General features: G+C 56.4%; 16 protein-coding genes. 5 read left to right on the top strand and 11 right to left on the bottom strand.

Features of this window, described 5'->3' with window-relative positions; all coding sequences use genetic code 11:
• Window positions 1-69 precede the first annotated feature (69 nt).
• From ACQG2G_RS09580 to ACQG2G_RS09605, 6 genes are all read right to left on the bottom strand, one after another.
• Window positions 70-222 carry a hypothetical protein gene (locus ACQG2G_RS09580; RefSeq protein ID WP_023620353.1) on the bottom strand — a complete coding sequence of 51 codons (153 nt, stop codon included), beginning with the start codon at window positions 220-222 and terminating at the stop codon, window positions 70-72.
• Between the two features lie 168 nt (window positions 223-390).
• Window positions 391-1143, bottom strand: coding sequence for a fumarate/nitrate reduction transcriptional regulator Fnr (gene fnr / locus ACQG2G_RS09585; RefSeq protein WP_006174991.1), 753 nt, complete (start codon window positions 1141-1143; stop codon window positions 391-393).
• A gap of 183 nt (window positions 1144-1326) precedes the next feature.
• On the bottom strand, window positions 1327-1842 hold the full coding sequence (gene ogt, locus ACQG2G_RS09590) for a methylated-DNA--[protein]-cysteine S-methyltransferase (RefSeq protein WP_013096864.1): 516 nt from the start codon (window positions 1840-1842) through the stop codon (window positions 1327-1329).
• A 10-nt stretch (window positions 1843-1852) separates the two neighbouring features.
• Window positions 1853-3379 (bottom strand): p-aminobenzoyl-glutamate transporter, encoded by a 1527-nt coding sequence (abgT, locus tag ACQG2G_RS09595; RefSeq protein WP_094084195.1) that lies wholly within the window; start codon window positions 3377-3379, stop codon window positions 1853-1855.
• Window positions 3380-3424: 45 nt separating this feature from the next.
• Window positions 3425-4870, bottom strand: a complete 1446-nt coding sequence (locus tag ACQG2G_RS09600; RefSeq protein WP_094084196.1) for a M20 family metallopeptidase — start codon at window positions 4868-4870, stop codon at window positions 3425-3427.
• Window positions 4870-6180 carry a M20 family metallo-hydrolase gene (locus ACQG2G_RS09605; protein ID WP_061771771.1) on the bottom strand — a complete coding sequence of 437 codons (1311 nt, stop codon included), beginning with the start codon at window positions 6178-6180 and terminating at the stop codon, window positions 4870-4872. The genes ACQG2G_RS09600 and ACQG2G_RS09605 overlap by 1 nt, the downstream gene beginning before the upstream one ends.
• A 175-nt stretch (window positions 6181-6355) precedes the next feature.
• On the opposite strand from ACQG2G_RS09605, the gene ACQG2G_RS09610 reads away from it, so the two are divergent.
• Both ACQG2G_RS09610 and smrA read left to right on the top strand, forming a co-directional pair.
• Complete coding sequence (locus ACQG2G_RS09610) at window positions 6356-7267, top strand: LysR family transcriptional regulator (RefSeq protein WP_020688268.1); 912 nt, start codon at window positions 6356-6358, stop codon at window positions 7265-7267.
• A gap of 354 nt (window positions 7268-7621) precedes the next feature.
• Window positions 7622-8185, top strand: coding sequence for a DNA endonuclease SmrA (gene smrA / locus ACQG2G_RS09615; protein WP_013096859.1), 564 nt, complete (start codon window positions 7622-7624; stop codon window positions 8183-8185).
• 38 nt (window positions 8186-8223) lie between these two features.
• On the opposite strand, the gene tcp is transcribed toward smrA, so the two are convergent.
• Window positions 8224-9885, bottom strand: a complete 1662-nt coding sequence (tcp, locus tag ACQG2G_RS09620) for a methyl-accepting chemotaxis citrate transducer (RefSeq protein WP_023620350.1) — start codon at window positions 9883-9885, stop codon at window positions 8224-8226.
• 142 nt (window positions 9886-10027) lie between these two features.
• Between tcp and ACQG2G_RS09625 the strand changes: the two genes are divergently transcribed.
• Window positions 10028-10891 (top strand): aldo/keto reductase family oxidoreductase, encoded by an 864-nt coding sequence (locus ACQG2G_RS09625; RefSeq protein ID WP_013096857.1) that lies wholly within the window; start codon window positions 10028-10030, stop codon window positions 10889-10891.
• Between the two features lie 37 nt (window positions 10892-10928).
• Here ACQG2G_RS09625 and umuC read toward each other — a convergent pair whose 3' ends face one another.
• From umuC to ACQG2G_RS09640, 3 genes are all read right to left on the bottom strand, one after another.
• Window positions 10929-12191 (bottom strand): translesion error-prone DNA polymerase V subunit UmuC, encoded by a 1263-nt coding sequence (gene umuC, locus ACQG2G_RS09630; protein WP_061771772.1) that lies wholly within the window; start codon window positions 12189-12191, stop codon window positions 10929-10931.
• Entirely contained in the window at window positions 12175-12609 is a 435-nt protein-coding gene (gene umuD, locus ACQG2G_RS09635) for a translesion error-prone DNA polymerase V autoproteolytic subunit (RefSeq protein ID WP_248079057.1), read from the bottom strand. Before umuD ends, umuC begins: the two co-directional genes overlap by 17 nt.
• A gap of 149 nt (window positions 12610-12758) precedes the next feature.
• On the bottom strand, window positions 12759-13646 hold the full coding sequence (locus ACQG2G_RS09640; RefSeq protein WP_061772286.1) for a LysR family transcriptional regulator: 888 nt from the start codon (window positions 13644-13646) through the stop codon (window positions 12759-12761).
• 97 nt (window positions 13647-13743) lie between these two features.
• Between ACQG2G_RS09640 and ACQG2G_RS09645 the strand changes: the two genes are divergently transcribed.
• Complete coding sequence (locus ACQG2G_RS09645) at window positions 13744-14802, top strand: SDR family oxidoreductase (RefSeq protein ID WP_061772287.1); 1059 nt, start codon at window positions 13744-13746, stop codon at window positions 14800-14802.
• Window positions 14803-14883: 81 nt separating this feature from the next.
• Here the strand turns inward: ACQG2G_RS09645 and yajD are convergent, their stop codons facing one another.
• Entirely contained in the window at window positions 14884-15231 is a 348-nt protein-coding gene (yajD, locus tag ACQG2G_RS09650; RefSeq protein WP_061772288.1) for an HNH nuclease YajD, read from the bottom strand.
• Between the two features lie 178 nt (window positions 15232-15409).
• On the opposite strand from yajD, the gene ACQG2G_RS09655 reads away from it, so the two are divergent.
• The gene (locus ACQG2G_RS09655) at window positions 15410-16435 is read left to right on the top strand and encodes an LLM class flavin-dependent oxidoreductase (protein ID WP_248079054.1); all 1026 of its coding nucleotides are present in this window, start codon (window positions 15410-15412) and stop codon (window positions 16433-16435) included.
• Window positions 16436-16445 lie beyond the last annotated feature (10 nt).

Genomic DNA, 16445 nt, shown 5'->3' on the forward strand with positions numbered 1-16445 from the left:
AGAGTAACCTATATATCCTGAATGAAACAGAGGTAAGGTTTTGCCAGATCAATAATTCATGAAAATATCTCAGAAGAATAGCACCGTCGTTGTCACCGCGATAAACGCGATCAACAGCAGCACCATCACCACGATGGCAAACGTGGTGGAGTCCTGAACGTAGGTTTTTTCCTCTCCCTTCATTGGGCCGACAAGCATGATCCAGATGAAAAGAAAGGTCACGGAGGCAATAACAACTGAAACGAAAAATAAACTTTCTCTCAATTTAACCTCAACGAGAACCTTTCAGGAGCGGGGGATGTCTGTCGCAGGGGCGGGAAGTGGTGTGCTTACCTGCCAGACCAATAAATCATAAAAATTTATCGGCCTGGCATCAATCATTCGTGGGGTTTATGCCACGTTGCGGGCGTGGCCGGCAAGAACAGCCAGCGCTTCACCGTTTTCGATGGTGATGTATTTACCTTTAACGGCCAGCATGCCGCTTTTCTGGAAACGGCCCAGCAGACGGCTGATGGTTTCCACGGTCAGGCCCAGGTAGTTACCAATATCGCCACGGGTCATGGTGAGACGGAACTCACGTGGAGAGAAACCACGTTCGGCGAAACGGCGGGAGAGGTTATAGATAAATGCAGCCAGGCGCTCTTCCGCATTCTTTTTGGACAGTAGCAGGATCATGTCCTGATCGCCTTTGATCTCACCGCTCATCAGACGCATCATCTGCTGACGCAGGTTTGGCATTTTGCCTGACAGATCGTCCAGCGTTTCAAACGGGATTTCGCAGACCATTGAGGTTTCCAGCGCCTGCGCAAAGCTCGGGTGATGGCCAGTACCGATGGCGTCAAAGCCGACCAGATCGCCTGCCAGATGGAAGCCGGTGATCTGCTCATCACCCTGTTCGGTGATGGTATAGCTTTTGATGGTGCCAGAACGGATAGCATAGAGCGATTTCAGTTCGTCTCCCGCTTTAAACAGCGTCTGCCCTTTCTGAATAGGCTTTTTGCGCTCAATGATGTTATCAAGCTGGTCAAGCTCATGCTCATTCAGGGTAAACGGGATACAGAGCTGGCTGATGCTGCAATCCTGGCAATGGATAGCACAACCGCCAGACTGAATGCGTCGTATAATTCGCTTTTCTGGGATCATAGGTTTGCTCAAGCCTTAATTGATATTGGTCAATTTTAACATCTTTTTGGTAAGTACGTAAGCCTGGCAAACCATCAATAAGGACAAGAGACGGCAACGTGTTGCCATCTTCTTGAAATTCCACAGCTTGATTATGGATTTTTAGCCTAACCGGTAGAAAATTAAGCACAAAAAGCCTGGGAACTACAGCAAAAGATACCCTTCGTGACGCAGTAACCACTCCTTGCGCTGCACACCGCCGGCATAGCCGGTCATGGTGCCGTTGCGGCCGATCACACGATGGCAGGGCACCACGATACTGACGGGGTTAGAACCGTTCGCGGCACCCACCGCCCGCGCCGCGCCCGCGCGGCCTAACTGTTCTGCGAGCTGGCCGTAGTGCATAACCTGACCACACGGAATATCGCGTAGCGCCTGCCAGACTTCACGCTGGAATGGCGTACCGGCCGTGGCGGTTGGCAGGTCATTGATGATGCTGAGATCGCCCTCGAAGTACGCCGCCAGCTTGTCGCTCAGCCCACCTGGATTGGTGGCACTGATACGCTCAAAACCCTGGGCGCGGTAATGGATGTTGAGCAGCTCTTCCATGCGATCGCTGTGCTCTTCCCATTCCACGGCACGCAGATGGAACTGCTCGTCGGCGATAACCCACAGCGGCCCAAGCGGCGTTGCAATTTTATCTTCGAGTAATCTCAGCATCCTCTTTCCTTTAATTCAGCCTCGGGTAGATACCCGGTCCTATCGGCAGGCCGACAAGATACCATGCCACCAGCATCACCAGCCATACCCCTAAAAAGATAAGCGGATAGGGTAAAACCAGCGAATAGTAGGTACCCAGCTTCGCCTCCGGTTTATAGCGCTGCAGGAAGCCCAAAAACAGCGGTACGAATGGCGAAACCGGCGCCAGCGGGATCACCGAGGAGTCGGCGATACGGAACAGGATCTGCGCAAAGGCCGGATGGAAGCCCAGCATCATAAACATCGGCACGAAAATGGGGGCCAGAATCGACCAGATGGCGGATCCGCTGGCGATAAACATGCACAGCAGTGACGACAACAGCGCCAGACCCACAAACGCCGGGACGCCGCTTAACCCGGCGGCTTCCAGCGCATCGGTCAGGCCAACGGCCATAAATTTGCCCATGTTGCTCCAGTTAAACATGGCAACGAACTGGGCCAGCGGGAAGACCATCACGATAAAACCCGCCATCTCCTTCATCGGCTCAATCATCAGTTGCGGCAGATCGGCCTGGCGGCGGATTTTGCCAGTGGCGATGCCATACGCGAGCGAGACGACAAAGAAAAACAGGATGATCAGCGGCACAATGCCCTGTATAAACGGTGAGGGCAGGACGGTATGTTTCACCGGGTCGCGCAGGATACCGTTCTCCGGCACTACCATCAGCGCCACCATCGCGATAAATACCAGCGAGACTATCCCGGCGACGCGCAGGCCAAAGCGTTGCTCTTTGCTCAGCGTTTCCAGCTTTTCGTCACTACGGCCTTCCCATTTCCCTAACCGCGGCTCGATGATCTTATCGGTAATCAGCCCGCCAACAAGCGTCAGGACGATGACCGAACTGGCCATAAAGTACCAGTTGTCGATCACGCTGACGTGCATGGCCGTATCGATTGTTTTCGCCGCCTCGGTGCTAATCCCCGAAAGCAGGACATCGGTGGTGACGATCAGCAGATTGGCAGTGAAACCGCATCCCACACCGGCAATTGCCGACAACAGACCCGCCACGGGGTGACGCCCGACGGCAAGGAAGATCAGCGCCCCCATCGGCGGCATGATTACCAGCGCGGCATCAGAAGAGATGTGGCTGAAAAACGCAATAAACAGCACCATATAGCTGGCGTAGCGTGCGCTGACGTGAGAAGCCATTTTCACCATCAGCGCGGGGAGCAGGCCAACGCGCTCAGCCAGTCCGGCCCCCAGCACCAGCGCCAGAATGGCGCCCAGCGGCGCAAAACCGCTGAAGTTTTTAATCACATTCGGTAAAAACCAGTGCAACCCTTCAATGCTCAGCAGGTTCTTTACGCTTACCATGCTGCCATCGGCCGGGCTGCGCACGCTCACCCCTAAGGCGGACAGCACGGCTGTCGCCACCATCAAAACCACGATTAACCAGATAAAAAGCAGGAAAGGGTGTGGCACTTTATTGCCGATCCTTTCAACCCAGCCATAGAGCTTACCGGATGGGGAATGCGAAGGTATGGATGACATACTCATGGGCGTTCCTCGGGACTGTTGTGTTGTTGTGTTGTATTGTGTTTTTTATTTTAAAGGTGACGGTGTCACGCCTGCAGGGATCGGACACACGTACGGTTTTTCTTGTGTTTGTTGTTCGAACTCTTCACGACATTTTTTCAGCAGGTCTGCGTCCTGCAGCAGATGTAGCGCGGTGGCGCCCATCACTTTCCCGGCCAGCAGCATGCCTTTATGGGCAATGGACGTTCGCCCCTGAGCCACCAGTTGCCAGGTGTGCAGCGGCGTGCCGACGGTAAAGCAGGGGCTGAAACACTGGGCGACGGGCATTTTCCAGCTAACATCACCCACGTCCGTGGAGCCAGCCAGCACGTTATCGGTGATGGCGTAAGGCGCGACCTCGTCCACCAGCAGGGTCTCCTGGTGGCGGCGGGCAAAGGCTTTACCTTCGTTCCCCCCGGTTGCAGCAATGTTTCTGAGGCTGTTTTGCAGATCGTTTGCCGTCAGGGTGGCGCGGATCTCCCGGGCAAAGGCGCGTTCCTCCTCCGTCCAGGCTGGCGTGCCGTAATGTTGCAGGGCGCGATACATCGCCGCTTCGAGCGTGCGGTTTGGCAGGTAGCTGGAGCAGGCTTTATCAAAGCGACACTCGACGGTGGTTTCGGTCATCAACGCCGCACCCTGCGCGATCTTCTCAATGCGCGCGTAGATTTGCTGCGCGTCGGCCATCTCCGGGGCGCGGATCAGGTACAGCACTTCGGCCTGCGCCTGCACCACGTTGGGGGAGATGCCGCCGGTATCGGTTATGGCGTAATGGACGCGTGCTTTCTCGATGATATGTTCGTTGAGGAAGTTGGTGCCGGTGGTCATCAGCGTCACCGCATCCAGCGCGCTGCGCCCCAGATGCGGCGAGTTTGCCGCGTGCGCCGCCACGCCCTTAAAGCGCCAGGCGGCCTGGATATTGGCCAGCGTACTGACGTTAAACATGCCGGCAAACGCTTCCGGGTGCCAGGTGACAGCGGCGTCAACGTCGTCAAACAAGCCCTCACGGACCATAAACGTTTTACCGGAACCGCCTTCTTCGCCGGGACAACCGTAAAAACGCACGGTTCCACTCCCGCCGTGCTGCTCCAGCCAGCTTTTCACCGCAACGGCACCCGCCAACGCCGCGGTGCCGAGCAGGTTATGCCCGCAGCCGTGGCCGTTAGCACCGGGCGTGGTGGCGTGTGCCGTCGCGCAGTGTGCCTGCTGGCTTAATCCGGCCAGGGCGTCATATTCGCCGAGCAGGGCAATTACCGGTGTACCGCTGCCGAAGCTGGCGATAAAGGCATTCGGAATGCCGCCGGCCTCACGGGTCAGGGTGAAGCCTTCCGCTTCCAGTGCGCTGGCCAGCCGCTCTGCGGACCAGAACTCTTCAAAGCGGGTTTCCGGATGATCCCAGATTTCGTCGGCAATGTCGGTGAACGACCGACATCGCGTGTCGATTGCATCGGCAATAAAAGCGTAGTTCTCCTGCATTACACACCTCGCGTCCAGGGGAAATTCAGCGCAGTGCGCGCCAGCGTTTCGATAGCGACGGTCATGACGCGCTCATCAAAGTCGAATTTTTCATTGTGATGTCCGGCGCTCAAATCGGTGCCAAACACCATGTAGGAGGCCATGCCGCCGTTTTCTTGCACCCGGGCCATCATCAGCGTGGCGTCTTCAGAACCGGCCGGGGCTTTAACCTTATCAATGGCCTGTTCCACACCGGGCACCTGGCTTGCCTGCTGGCGCAGATAATCCACCCAGGCAGGTGTCGGAGCGCTGGCGGTGGCAGCCCCCATCAGACGCATCTCAGCCGTCACACCGTACAGCGCGGCGGCACCGGTAATGACGGATTGCGCGCGTTCGAATACATACTGATTGATCGCCTCGCTCTCGCCGCGGGTTTCGACCTTAAGCAGGGCATGGGCGGGTACCACGTTGCGTCCGCTGCCGGCCTGCATCACTCCCACATTCACCCGGGAAGCCCCTTCGCTGTGTGGCGCAATGCTGTGCAGCGCGAGCGCGGCCTGGGCGGCGGCGAGCAGGGCGTTACGGCCTTCTTCCGGTTTACCGCCTGCGTGTGCGGCAACGCCGGTAAACGTCGCGTCAAACTTGGTTGTCGCCATAAAGTTATCGCTGCCACAGATCACCGTCCCGGCAGGCACCCCGGTACCAATGTGAATGGCGGTGAAATAGTCCACCCCGTCCAGTGCCCCGGCGGCCACCATGGCGCGTGCGCCGCGAGTGCCTTCTTCGGCAGGCTGGAAGATCAGCCTGATGGTGCCGTTCAGCTGCGCTTTGTTGTGCATGAGCACGTGCGCCAGCCCAAGGCCAATCGTGGCATGGCCGTCGTGCGCGCAGGCGTGCATCATGCCCGGATTGCAGGAGGCAAAGCCGTCGCGGAACGGGCGGTGGCTGTCGTCGAGCGCTTCGCTCAGGTCGAGAGCGTCCATGTCCACGCGAAACGCCAGCGTCGGGCCGGGACGGCCGGTGTTAAGCGTGGCAACCAGGCCGGTGAAGCCGCCTTCAAACGGCGCGAGCCATTTTTCGGGCGCGCCCTGCGCACGGGCGCGGGCAAATTCTCGCGTCAGGGTAGCGTTATCCGGCAACCCCATACGGCTTTCGGCATCCACCACGTCGCGGCCCATCGCCAGGTCATAACCCAGGCTATCCAGGATCTCCGCGACCTTCGCGGCAGTCCGAAATTCCACCCAGCCGGATTCGGCAAAATGGTGAAAATCGCGACGCCATGCGCTCAGTTGCGGGGCTAAGGTTTGGATGTACTGTGCCAGTGAGTCCATATCTGTTCCTGTCATCATTAAAATATGTGAACTGCTTCACGCTGTGATAGTTTTTACTTATCACTAACCGATTTTTCACAGTTTTAACCGTTCAGGAATTACCCTCGCACATCCCTTTCCATTAAAGTAGATGACAGTTTCTTTACTCTGATAAACAACGGTTATCGGTCGGGCTATGTCATTTCAGATTAAATTTCATCAAATTCGGGCGTTCGTTGAAGTGGCGCGTCAGGGCAGCATTCGCGGCGCCAGCAGGACGCTGAATCTTTCGCAACCGGCGTTGACCAAATCGATCAAAGAGCTGGAAGAGGGCATGGCGGCGCAGCTCTTTGTGCGCCGAAGCAAAGGCGTGGCGTTAACCGAGTGTGGCGAAGGCTTCTATCAGCGCGCCAGGCTGATTCTGGAAGAGCTGCGCGCGGCGCAGGATGACATTCGCCAGCGGCAGGGCGAGCTGGCCGGGCAGATCAATATCGGGATGGGGGCGAGTATTTCGCGAAGCCTTATGCCTGCGGTTATCACCCGCTTTCATGCGCAGCATCCGCAGGTTAAGGTGCGAATTATGGAAGGGCAGCTGGTATCGATGATCAATGAATTACGCCAGGGCGAACTGGACTTCACCATCAATACCTATTATCAGGGGCCTTACGATCATGAATTTACGTTTGAAAAGCTATTAGAAAAACCGTTTGCCGTATTTTGCCGGGAGGGACATCCGGCGACGGGAGCAACCTCCATTAACGATCTGCTACATTATAACTGGACCATGCCAACGCCCCGGGGAAGTTATTATAAGCAGTTAGAGGATGTATTTAGCCATCGCTCGCAAATACCCCGCATTGGCGTGGTCTGCGAAACATTTTCGTCGTGTATCAGCCTTGTCGCACAAAGCGACTTTTTAAGCATATTGCCGCAGGAGCTGGGTTGTGACCCTCTGTTGGCGGGGCGTCTGGTTATGCTGCCGGTTGTCGAATCACTTCCAAAAGCGACGTATTATTTAATTCAGCGTCGGGATTCGCGCCAGACCCCGCTTACTGAGTCGTTAATTACGCAGTTCAGACGAGAGGCGCGGGCAATCGTCTCTGCGTGAAACATCATCCATAAAAAAACAGGGCCTGTCCGACATCAGACAGACCCTTCAGTACACACAGCAGTGCATCCCTTCGCATATCCTGGATGTTATATCCATGAGGCAGGTTAATTAAGTTATAACAGCTTTCTCTCAAAATGAAAGGCGGTTTAGTGTTTGATTTTATGGATGTTTAAGCCAAATTGCGTGTTTTATTTACGCTGAAGTTTGAGTTAAGTGATGTTTAATTTTTCCCCGGCTGTCGATTGATATTCATCAGCTTGCTTTCAGCGCCACCCTGCCCGGGGGAACGGCTGTTGAGGCACACCCCCCGCGAAGGTATAGTACTGGCTCAGATGTAGCCGGAGGATTTCCATGAACCCTGACGACAAATCACTGTTTCTTGACGCCATGGAGGATGTCCAGCCCCTGAAGCGCTGCGCAGATATTCACTGGCAGCCGAGCCGCAACACGCGGGCGCGCCAGGAGATTGATACCGAGCAGCTGGATAACTTCCTCACCCTGGGCTTTCTGGAACTTCTGCCCCTGGATGAGCCGCTGGCATTTCAGCGTGAAGGGATACAACAGGGCGTAATGGATAAGCTGCGCTCGGGGAAATACTCCCGCGAGGCCAGCCTGAACCTGTTACGTCAGCCCGCCGAGCGTTGCCGCCAGATGCTGTACGCCTTTATTCGCCAGGCCGGACGCGACGGATTACGCAATCTGATTATCATTCATGGAAAAGGGCGCGAACAGAATGCTCATCCTAACGTGATACGTAGCTATCTGGCGCGCTGGTTAACAGAGTTTGAGGAAGTGCAGGCCTTCTGCGTGGCGCTGCCGCATCACGGCGGCAGCGGGGCCTGTTATGTTTCACTGCGAAAATCCAACGACGCGAAACAGGAGAACTGGGAACGGCACGCCAAGCGCAGCCGTTAACGGGATTAGCGCGGGCGAGGTGCTCGCCCGCGCTGAACTCAGAAGGTTTCCCAGTTGCTGTCGGTGGCGGTGCCTGCCGTGGCCGGGCGCAACAGCTGTGGTGTTTTCACATGCGTTGGGCGGGGCGCGGTGGCCTGTTGCTTACCGTTCAGACGAAATGCCGCTACCGCCTGGCGCAGCTGTTCGGACTGATCTTCCAGCGCCGCTGCCGCCGTGGCGGACTGCTGCACCAGCGCGGCGTTTTGCTGGGTGACGCTGTCCATCTGCGAAACGGCCAGGCTCACCTGTTCAATACCGCGACTCTGCTCATCGGACGCAGATGAAATCTCGCCCATGATATCGGTCACGCGGGTGACCGCCGCCACAATTTCCTTCATCGTTGCACCGGCTTCGCTGACCTGTTCAGAGCCGGTATTCACGCGGCTGACAGAGTTCTCGATAAGGCCCTTGATCTCTTTTGCCGCCTGCGCGCTACGGCTCGCCAGGGTACGTACTTCCCCGGCGACCACCGCAAAGCCACGGCCCTGTTCCCCGGCGCGTGCGGCTTCTACCGCAGCATTCAGCGCCAGAATGTTGGTCTGGAAGGCAATGCTGTCAATCACGCCGGTGATGTGGGCGATTTGCTGCGAACTGTCGGCAATTTCCGTCATCGTGCGGACAACGTTATCCACCACATGACCGCCGCGCGCCGCGGTCTCAGACGCGTTCTTCGCCAGCAGGGTCGCCTGACGGGCGTTGTCGGAGTTCTGTTTCACCGTGGCGGTCAGCTCTTCCATGCTGGCCGCGGTCTCTTCCAGCGAGGCGGCCTGTTCTTCCGTACGGGCGGAAAGATCGTTGCTCCCGGCGGCAATTTCGCCTGCGCCGGTGTAGATGGAGTCGGTACTGCCGCGTACGGCGCTGACCGTGGTGACCAGAGATTGCTGCATCTCATGCAGACCGGCCGCCAGCTGGCCCATCTCATTGCGGCCAGAGAGGGTAATATCCTGCGTCAGGTCGCCCGCCGCAATGGTACGAATATGGTTCATAATGGTTTGCAGCGGTTTTAACAGCAGGTGCTGTAAACCCTGCCAGATCACCACCAGCACGGCGATAACGGCCAGGAATATAGCCGCCAGCGTCCATTGCATCTGGGTAAAGCTGCTCTGGTTCTCTTCGGCCGCGGCTTTCAGCAGCGTGTTGTTTTCGGCGCGCCAGCGGTTATAGACCGCTTCCATATCGTCCTGTGCCTGCTGCGCATCCAGATCGCCATAGGCCTGATAGTTGTCGGCACGCAGATACTCAATCGACAGACGCATCACTTCGTGCATCTGGTTCCAGGATTTCAGCATCTCGTCGGTTAGCGCCGCACTCTGGCCGTTAACCTGCGGCAGGGCCTGCCACTGTTTGTTATAGGCTTCTGCTTTAGCCAGAGAGTTACCCGCGGTGCCAAGCAGTTTGTTGATCGCCTCAAGGGACGCCGGATCGCGCTGATTTTTCAGATAGCGGATGGCCACGCGCGTCACGGTAACGCGCGTTTTGATGAGGGTGTTAACGCTGTCACTCAGGCTCTCCTGCTGGGCATTAAGCACCCCGGAGTTCTGGAAGTTATGGCGATCGTTGCTGACGGCAGAGTAGAACAACCCTCCCGTGACAACTTGTAGCAGGCAGAATATGGTGAGAGCAAAGATAATACCGGTAATCACGTGCAGATTTTTCAGCATAGCGGTCGTCCGTAAGAAAGTGCAGGGGTACACAAATACTATCGTCGTCTAAAATTTAAACTTTAATTTAACTCGCGCTTAACTATGGGTTCTGGTCGGGAACCTGTTGTAAATCCGGATCTTTTTTATGAGGAAGGTGAACATGAGCAGCATCGATAAAAGCGGGACATACGCGCTGGGCACACGCACGGTTAAACGGCTGGGTTACGGCGCAATGCAGCTGGCCGGGCCGGGCGTTTTTGGGCCACCGAAGGACAAAAATGCCGCGCTGGAAGTGCTCCGGGAAGCCGTGGCGGCGGGCGTGAATCATATCGATACCAGCGATTTTTATGGTCCGCATGTGACTAACCAGCTGATCCGCGAGGCGCTGCATCCGTACCGGGACGATCTTACCCTCGTCACCAAAATCGGTGCGCGACGCGATGATAAAGGCGCCTGGTTGCCGGCCTTTTCCGCCCAGGAGCTGACCCAGGCGGTACACGACAACCTGCGCAATCTGCAGTTGGATGTGCTGGACGTGGTGAACCTGCGGATTATGTTTAGCGCACACGGACCGGCGGAAGGCTCGATCGCTGAACCGCTGTCCACCCTGGCAGAGCTACAGCAGCAAGGGCTGGTGCGACATATCGGTCTGAGCAATGTCACCGCCACGCAGGTTGCCGAGGCGCAGAAGATGGTGCCCGTGGTGTGTGTGCAAAACATGTACAACATCGTGAACCGTAGTGACGATGCGCTGGTGGATTCGCTTGCGCAGCAGGGGATTGCTTATGTGCCGTTCTTCCCGCTGGGCGGTTTTACGCCGCTGCAATCTTCCGGGCTGCAGGCGGTGGCGGACGACCTGGGGGCGACACCGATGCAGGTTGCGCTGGCCTGGCTGCTGCAACGTTCTCCGAACATTCTGCTGATCCCGGGAACCTCTTCCGTGGCGCATCTGCGGCAAAACCTCGCGGCAGGGGAGCTGGTGTTACCGCCTGACGCGCTGGCTACGCTGAATGCGCTAGTGTAATCACGTATAAACAGAGCCCGGAGGGATCCGGGCTTTGTTATTTAACGATCGGCAAATCGGAATAGCGCGTGGTGTAGCAGGGCGACAGCATATCCCGCTTCATCGCCCAGGATTTCACCGCCCCCTGGCCCGCAAACCACACAGACCCCCGGCCTGAACGGTTAAGGCGGTCGATAACCTGCATCAGGGCTGTACTGTCTGGCCGCGGTGGGTGTTCATCGAACAGGCTAAGCTGCGCCACGCCCTGACTGAAAAAGTCACTGAGCATGACGCCCGCTTTCATATAGCGATGCCCCTCTTTCCAGATTCGGTTTAATGACTCGATAGCTACCCTGATAATATCCCGCGTATCGTTGGTGGGGATCGTCAGCTTGCCGGAGGCCTGGTTACCATAAAAAACCTCGTCCTCTGCATGCGGGCTGGTGCGAATAAAGACGCTGATATAGCAGCAAAACTGTTTCTCTTCGCGCAGCTTCTCGGCGGCGCGTTCGGCATAGGCGCAGATCGCCTGGTGCATATCGTCATACTGGGTGATACGGCTGCCGAAGGAGCGGCTGCAGATGATTTGTTGCTTTGTTGGCGAAAACTCTTCCAGCGCCAGACACGGTTCACCGCGTAACTCGCGGGCGGTTCTTTCCAGCACGACATTAAAGTGTTTACGGATCACCCAGCTTGAACATTCCGCCAGATGCAGGGCTGTCTCGATCCCCATCAGATTCAGTTTTTTGCTGATCCTGCGCCCGACACCCCACACTTCGCTGACCGGTACCAGTGACAGCAATTTACGCTGACGATCGATATTCGATAAATCCACCACACCGTTGGTTTTCTTCCAGGTTTTGGCGGCATGGTTAGCCAGCTTGGCTAAGGTTTTGGTGGGCGCGATACCGACCCCGACCAGCAGGCCGGTCTCTTTGTACAGGCGCTGGCGGATAGCCTGACCGAACGCCTCCAGAGACATACACTGGCTGACGCCCGTCAGATCCAGAAAGGCTTCATCAATCGAGTAGATCTCCACTCTCGGGGCCATCTCTTCGAGAATGGTCATCACCCGGCGGCTCATATCCGCATACAGCGCATAATTGGAGCTAAAGACGTGTACCTTCTGGCGTCTCAGCTCATCCTTCAGCTTGAAGTAGGGACCAGCCATGCCGATCCCCAATGCTTTTGCTTCTGCTGAACGTGAAATGATACAGCCGTCGTTGTTTGAAACGACCACCACGGGTTTCCCCTTAAGATCGGGCCGAAACGCCGTCTCGCAGGAGGTGTAAAAACTGTTTACGTCAACGAGCGCGAACATGGCGGTTAGCTTTCAGGGTAAACGTCACAACGCCGAAGATCTCCAGTTCGTCTTCTGCGGCAAAAACGACCGGTGTGTAGTCAGGATTATGGGGGATGAGCTGAAGACGCGGATGCGTTTGCAACTCCTTCACGGTAAATTCGCCCGCGACCGCCGCAATCACAATATCGCCATGAACGGCGTTTAACGAACGGTCAACCACCAGCAGGTCACCATGGCTGATGCCTGCGCCGATCATCGAATCACCGCTCACCCTGACAAAATAGGTCGCGCTGGGATGTTTGATCACCAGCTTGTTCAGATCAAGGCTATCCTCGACATAATCCTGAGCAGGGCTGGGGAAGCCACAGGGCACCCGCTCCATAAACAACGGAAGCAATAACGTGGCATCAGGCCCCAAAGGAGAGATCAACTGCATAATGGTTAACTCATATTACTGTGTTTATATACAGTATTCATGATTAACCAGAACGATCAAGAGACGGGAGGGGAATTTTCCGGAACTCGTTGAAAGTCGAAAATTTTTAGTTCAACAAGGCGCGCTGGTGAGTATGCATTCTGGAATGTTTAATTTTTCTTAATTATTTCAGGCAGTAGCTGTTCTATAACCCCCACAACGCTCCTTACCCTGTGTGGAATAAAGCGAGCGTCCGGATAAACCGCATAGAGAAAGCGGTCGGGTAACCGCCACGCGGGGAGTACCTGCACCAGCGTGCCGGTTTGCAACGCCCGTGCCGCGAGCGGTAGCTGCATACCGCCAATACCCATGCCTGCCTCCAGCGCCTGTAACAGGGCGTCGCTGGTATTGGCGCGGAAAACGGTATTCACTGCAATATCAATCGTTTCGTCATCAGAAACCAGGCGCAAAGGGGCGTCCGGCGGGATGCCGCTGAATCGCACGTGGGGAAGCGCCGCCAGCGCGTACACGGACTCTACCGGCGGGAATGACGGGGCGGCAAAGAGCGGCGTTTCAATGCGTGCCAGTACGCGTGCGGCATGGGTTTGCGGAGGCTCCGCGCTCAGCCGAAGCGCCACATCCACCCCTTCGGTGACCAGATCGGCGATGCGGTCATCAAGCGAAACCTGCAGATGTAATTCAGGATTCATGCGCTGTAGCGTCAGCAGGCGCGGCAACACGATCTGGCCCAGGCCGCTCGGCAACTGCACATGTACGGCCCCCTGATATTGATGCTCAACCGGGTTCAGGCGTCGCTCTGCTTCCTGCATGGCCTCCAGCACAAGCTGCATATCCCGCCGGTAACGCTCACCCTGCGCGGTGAGCTTCATCCTGCGCGTTGTACGATGCAGCAACACCACACCGAGCTCTTCCTCAAGGGCGGCGATCTGCTGGCTGACGGCGGACTGCTTGATCCCGGCCAGGCGGGCGGCAGCGGAAAAGGAGCCCGCTTCGGCGACGCGCAGAAAGGTGGAAATGGCGTTGAGCTTGTTATTCATTTCGTGATTCTGCTTATAAATGCCATCGGATTTGGGGGATATATCAGAAAAAAATAATAGATCACACTGTGTCTGTCACCCCTTTCGGAGAAACACCATGAATAAGACGCAGCAACGTAGGGTCGCGCTGGTCGCTGGCGCCAGCGGGATTGTTGGCAACCAGCTGGTCAAAACGCTTTTGCGCCATCAGTGGGAGGTCATTGGCCTGAGCCGCCAGGCGGTATCTCACCCTGAAGGCATTGCGATGGTTAATGTTGATTTACTGGATGCACAGGACAGCGCGCGGGCACTGTCATCGCTCAGCGGGATCACTCATGTGTTTTACAGCGCCTGGGTCAATGCCGCGAACTGGACAGAGATGGTTGAACCGAACGTCACCATGCTGCGCCATCTGGTCAGTAACCTCGAAAACACGGCGCCCCTTGAGACGGTCAGCCTGATGCAGGGATACAAAGTCTACGGCGCGCATCTTGGCCCGTTCAAAACCCCGGCACGTGAAAGCGATCCCGGCGTACCGGGCGCGGAGTTTAACGCGGCCCAGCTCAGGTGGCTTAGCGATTTTCAGCGGGGAAAACCGTGGCACTGGAGCGCCATCCGGCCGGGCGTGGTGGGCAGCACGGTGCCGGGTAACGCCATGAATCTTGCCCTGAGCATCGCGCTGTACGCATCGCTGTGTAAGGCGCTGAATTTACCGCTGCGTTTTCCCGGCGCCGAACAGACCTGGCACAGCATTGTTGATCATACAGACGGCGAATTGCTGGCAGAGGCGACCGTGTGGGCCGCCACGTCGCCGGTAGCAGAGAACCAGGCATTCAATGTGAATAACGGTGACATCTGGCGCTGGAGCGAGCTATGGCCACGCATTGCACACTGGTTTGAACTGGAGTCTGCCCCCCCGGTCCGGCTCTCATTTAAGCAGTTGTTTACGGACTACCGCACGGTATGGCGCGAACTCGCCGCAGCTCGCGGGCTGGTGGAAAGCGATATTTTGCAGCTGAACGACGGACAGTTTGCCGATTTCGTGTTTGGCTGGGATTACGATATGTTTGGCGATGGCAGCAAGCTGCGTCGGGCCGGGTTCACCGCCATGCGGGCCACCGACGAGATGTTTTTCAGCCTGTTTACGCAGCTCAGGGCGGCACGGATCATTCCCTGAAATGCATGGTGATAACCTGAAAAACAGCCCAAAGATAAAGCCTCTTTGGCTGTTTTTCATTATAAATCAGTGGATAAAAAATTATTTCTTCTTCGCCATCATCGCTTTCAAATCAGCAAACGGATTAAAAGTGGCCACACCCACATCTTTTTGCGCGTCTTCTCCCGCGACAACGGTGGTGCCGTACTGATCCGCTTCGGTGTACTTCGAGTGTTCATGATCGTGGCAAAACAGGCATAACAGCTCCCAGTTACTGCCATCTTCCGGGTTATTGGTATGGTCGTGATCGATATGGTGAACCGTCAGTTCCCGAAGGTTGGAATAGACAAATTCCCGTGAGCAGCGCCCACAGACCCATGGATAAATTTTTAATGCTTTTTCACGGTAGCCGCTTTCCAGCCGCGCGTAGTTTTTAGGGATCAGAGCCATTGTCGGTTTTACCTGCCAGGAAAAGAGTGAGCGAAATTATATCCCATTATGGAACGCAATAGCGATCTGCTCAGGTCAGTCAATTTATTTGACGCTTTCCGTTAAATAAACGGCATTTATTGTTGCCTGGTAATGCGTAGAGTAGAAGAAACGCAACACATTCTCAGGATTACCCCTTATGAAAAAGATCGGATTTTTATCATTTGGTCACTGGACGCCGTCGCCACAGTCCGGTACCCGAACCGCAGCGGACACGCTGCTGCAGTCCATCGACCTGGCCGTGGCCGCTGAAGAGCTGGGTGCCGATGGCGCTTATTTCCGTGTGCACCACTTTGCCCGCCAGCTCAGCTCGCCGTTCCCCTTGCTGGCGGCGATAGGCGCAAAAACCAAAACCCTCGAAATCGGTACCGGCGTGATCGACATGCGGTATGAAAACCCAATGTACATGGCGGAGGATGCCGGGGCGGCGGATCTGATCTCTGGCGGGCGTTTGCAGCTGGGAATTAGCCGCGGCTCGCCGGAGCAGGTGATTGATGGCTGGCGTCACTTTGGCTATGTCCCGCAGGAAGGGGAAAACGAATCGGATATGGCGCGTCGTCATACCGAGGTGCTGCTTGAGGTGCTGCGCGGAGAAGGGTTTGCGAAACCAAACCCGCAACCGATGTTCCCGAACCCGCCGGGCCTGCTGCGCCTGGAGCCTCATTCCGAAGGTTTACGCGACCGCATCTGGTGGGGCGCCGGTTCAAATGCAACGGCGGTCTGGGCCGCAAAACTGGGCATGAACCTGCAAAGCTCAACGCTGAAAGACGATGAAACCGGCGAGCCGTTCCATATTCAGCAGGCAAAACAGATCCGCGCGTATCGTCAGGCCTGGGCTGAGGCGGGCCATACCCGTCAGCCGCGCGTGTCGGTGAGCCGCAGTATCTTTGCCCTGATGGACGATCGTGACCGGATGTATTTCGGGGCCAGCCGCAACGACAGCGATAGCGTGGGCTATCTGGATGAAAAAACGCGGGCGATTTTCGGGCGCAGCTATGCGGCAGAGCCCGACAAGCTGGTTGAACAATTGAAGCAGGACGACGCGATAGCCGAAGCGGATACCCTGTTACTGACCGTACCGAATCAGCTTGGCGTGGACTACAACGCGCATGTGATTGAGTCGATCCTCAAACATGTGGCGCCAGCAATGGGCTGGCGCGAGTAGGTTAACTGAC

This window comes from Enterobacter cloacae complex sp. 382A5, assembly GCF_050031095.1.
Lineage (GTDB): Bacteria > Pseudomonadota > Gammaproteobacteria > Enterobacterales > Enterobacteriaceae > Enterobacter > Enterobacter cloacae.

Excerpts from the sequence above, each read along its gene's own strand:
- fnr (WP_006174991.1), bottom strand. The coding sequence starts at position 1,143 with ATGATCCCAGAAAAGCGAATTATACGACGCATTCAGTCTGGCGGTTGT.
- ogt (WP_013096864.1), bottom strand. The coding sequence starts at position 1,842 with ATGCTGAGATTACTCGAAGATAAAATTGCAACGCCGCTTGGGCCGCTG.
- abgT (WP_094084195.1), bottom strand. The coding sequence starts at position 3,379 with ATGAGTATGTCATCCATACCTTCGCATTCCCCATCCGGTAAGCTCTAT.
- ACQG2G_RS09600 (WP_094084196.1), bottom strand. The coding sequence starts at position 4,870 with ATGCAGGAGAACTACGCTTTTATTGCCGATGCAATCGACACGCGATGT.
- ACQG2G_RS09605 (WP_061771771.1), bottom strand. The coding sequence starts at position 6,180 with ATGGACTCACTGGCACAGTACATCCAAACCTTAGCCCCGCAACTGAGC.
- ACQG2G_RS09610 (WP_020688268.1), top strand. The coding sequence starts at position 6,356 with ATGTCATTTCAGATTAAATTTCATCAAATTCGGGCGTTCGTTGAAGTG.
- smrA (WP_013096859.1), top strand. The coding sequence starts at position 7,622 with ATGAACCCTGACGACAAATCACTGTTTCTTGACGCCATGGAGGATGTC.
- tcp (WP_023620350.1), bottom strand. The coding sequence starts at position 9,885 with ATGCTGAAAAATCTGCACGTGATTACCGGTATTATCTTTGCTCTCACC.
- ACQG2G_RS09625 (WP_013096857.1), top strand. The coding sequence starts at position 10,028 with ATGAGCAGCATCGATAAAAGCGGGACATACGCGCTGGGCACACGCACG.
- umuC (WP_061771772.1), bottom strand. The coding sequence starts at position 12,191 with ATGTTCGCGCTCGTTGACGTAAACAGTTTTTACACCTCCTGCGAGACG.
- umuD (WP_248079057.1), bottom strand. The coding sequence starts at position 12,609 with ATGCAGTTGATCTCTCCTTTGGGGCCTGATGCCACGTTATTGCTTCCG.
- ACQG2G_RS09640 (WP_061772286.1), bottom strand. The coding sequence starts at position 13,646 with ATGAATAACAAGCTCAACGCCATTTCCACCTTTCTGCGCGTCGCCGAA.
- ACQG2G_RS09645 (WP_061772287.1), top strand. The coding sequence starts at position 13,744 with ATGAATAAGACGCAGCAACGTAGGGTCGCGCTGGTCGCTGGCGCCAGC.
- yajD (WP_061772288.1), bottom strand. The coding sequence starts at position 15,231 with ATGGCTCTGATCCCTAAAAACTACGCGCGGCTGGAAAGCGGCTACCGT.
- ACQG2G_RS09655 (WP_248079054.1), top strand. The coding sequence starts at position 15,410 with ATGAAAAAGATCGGATTTTTATCATTTGGTCACTGGACGCCGTCGCCA.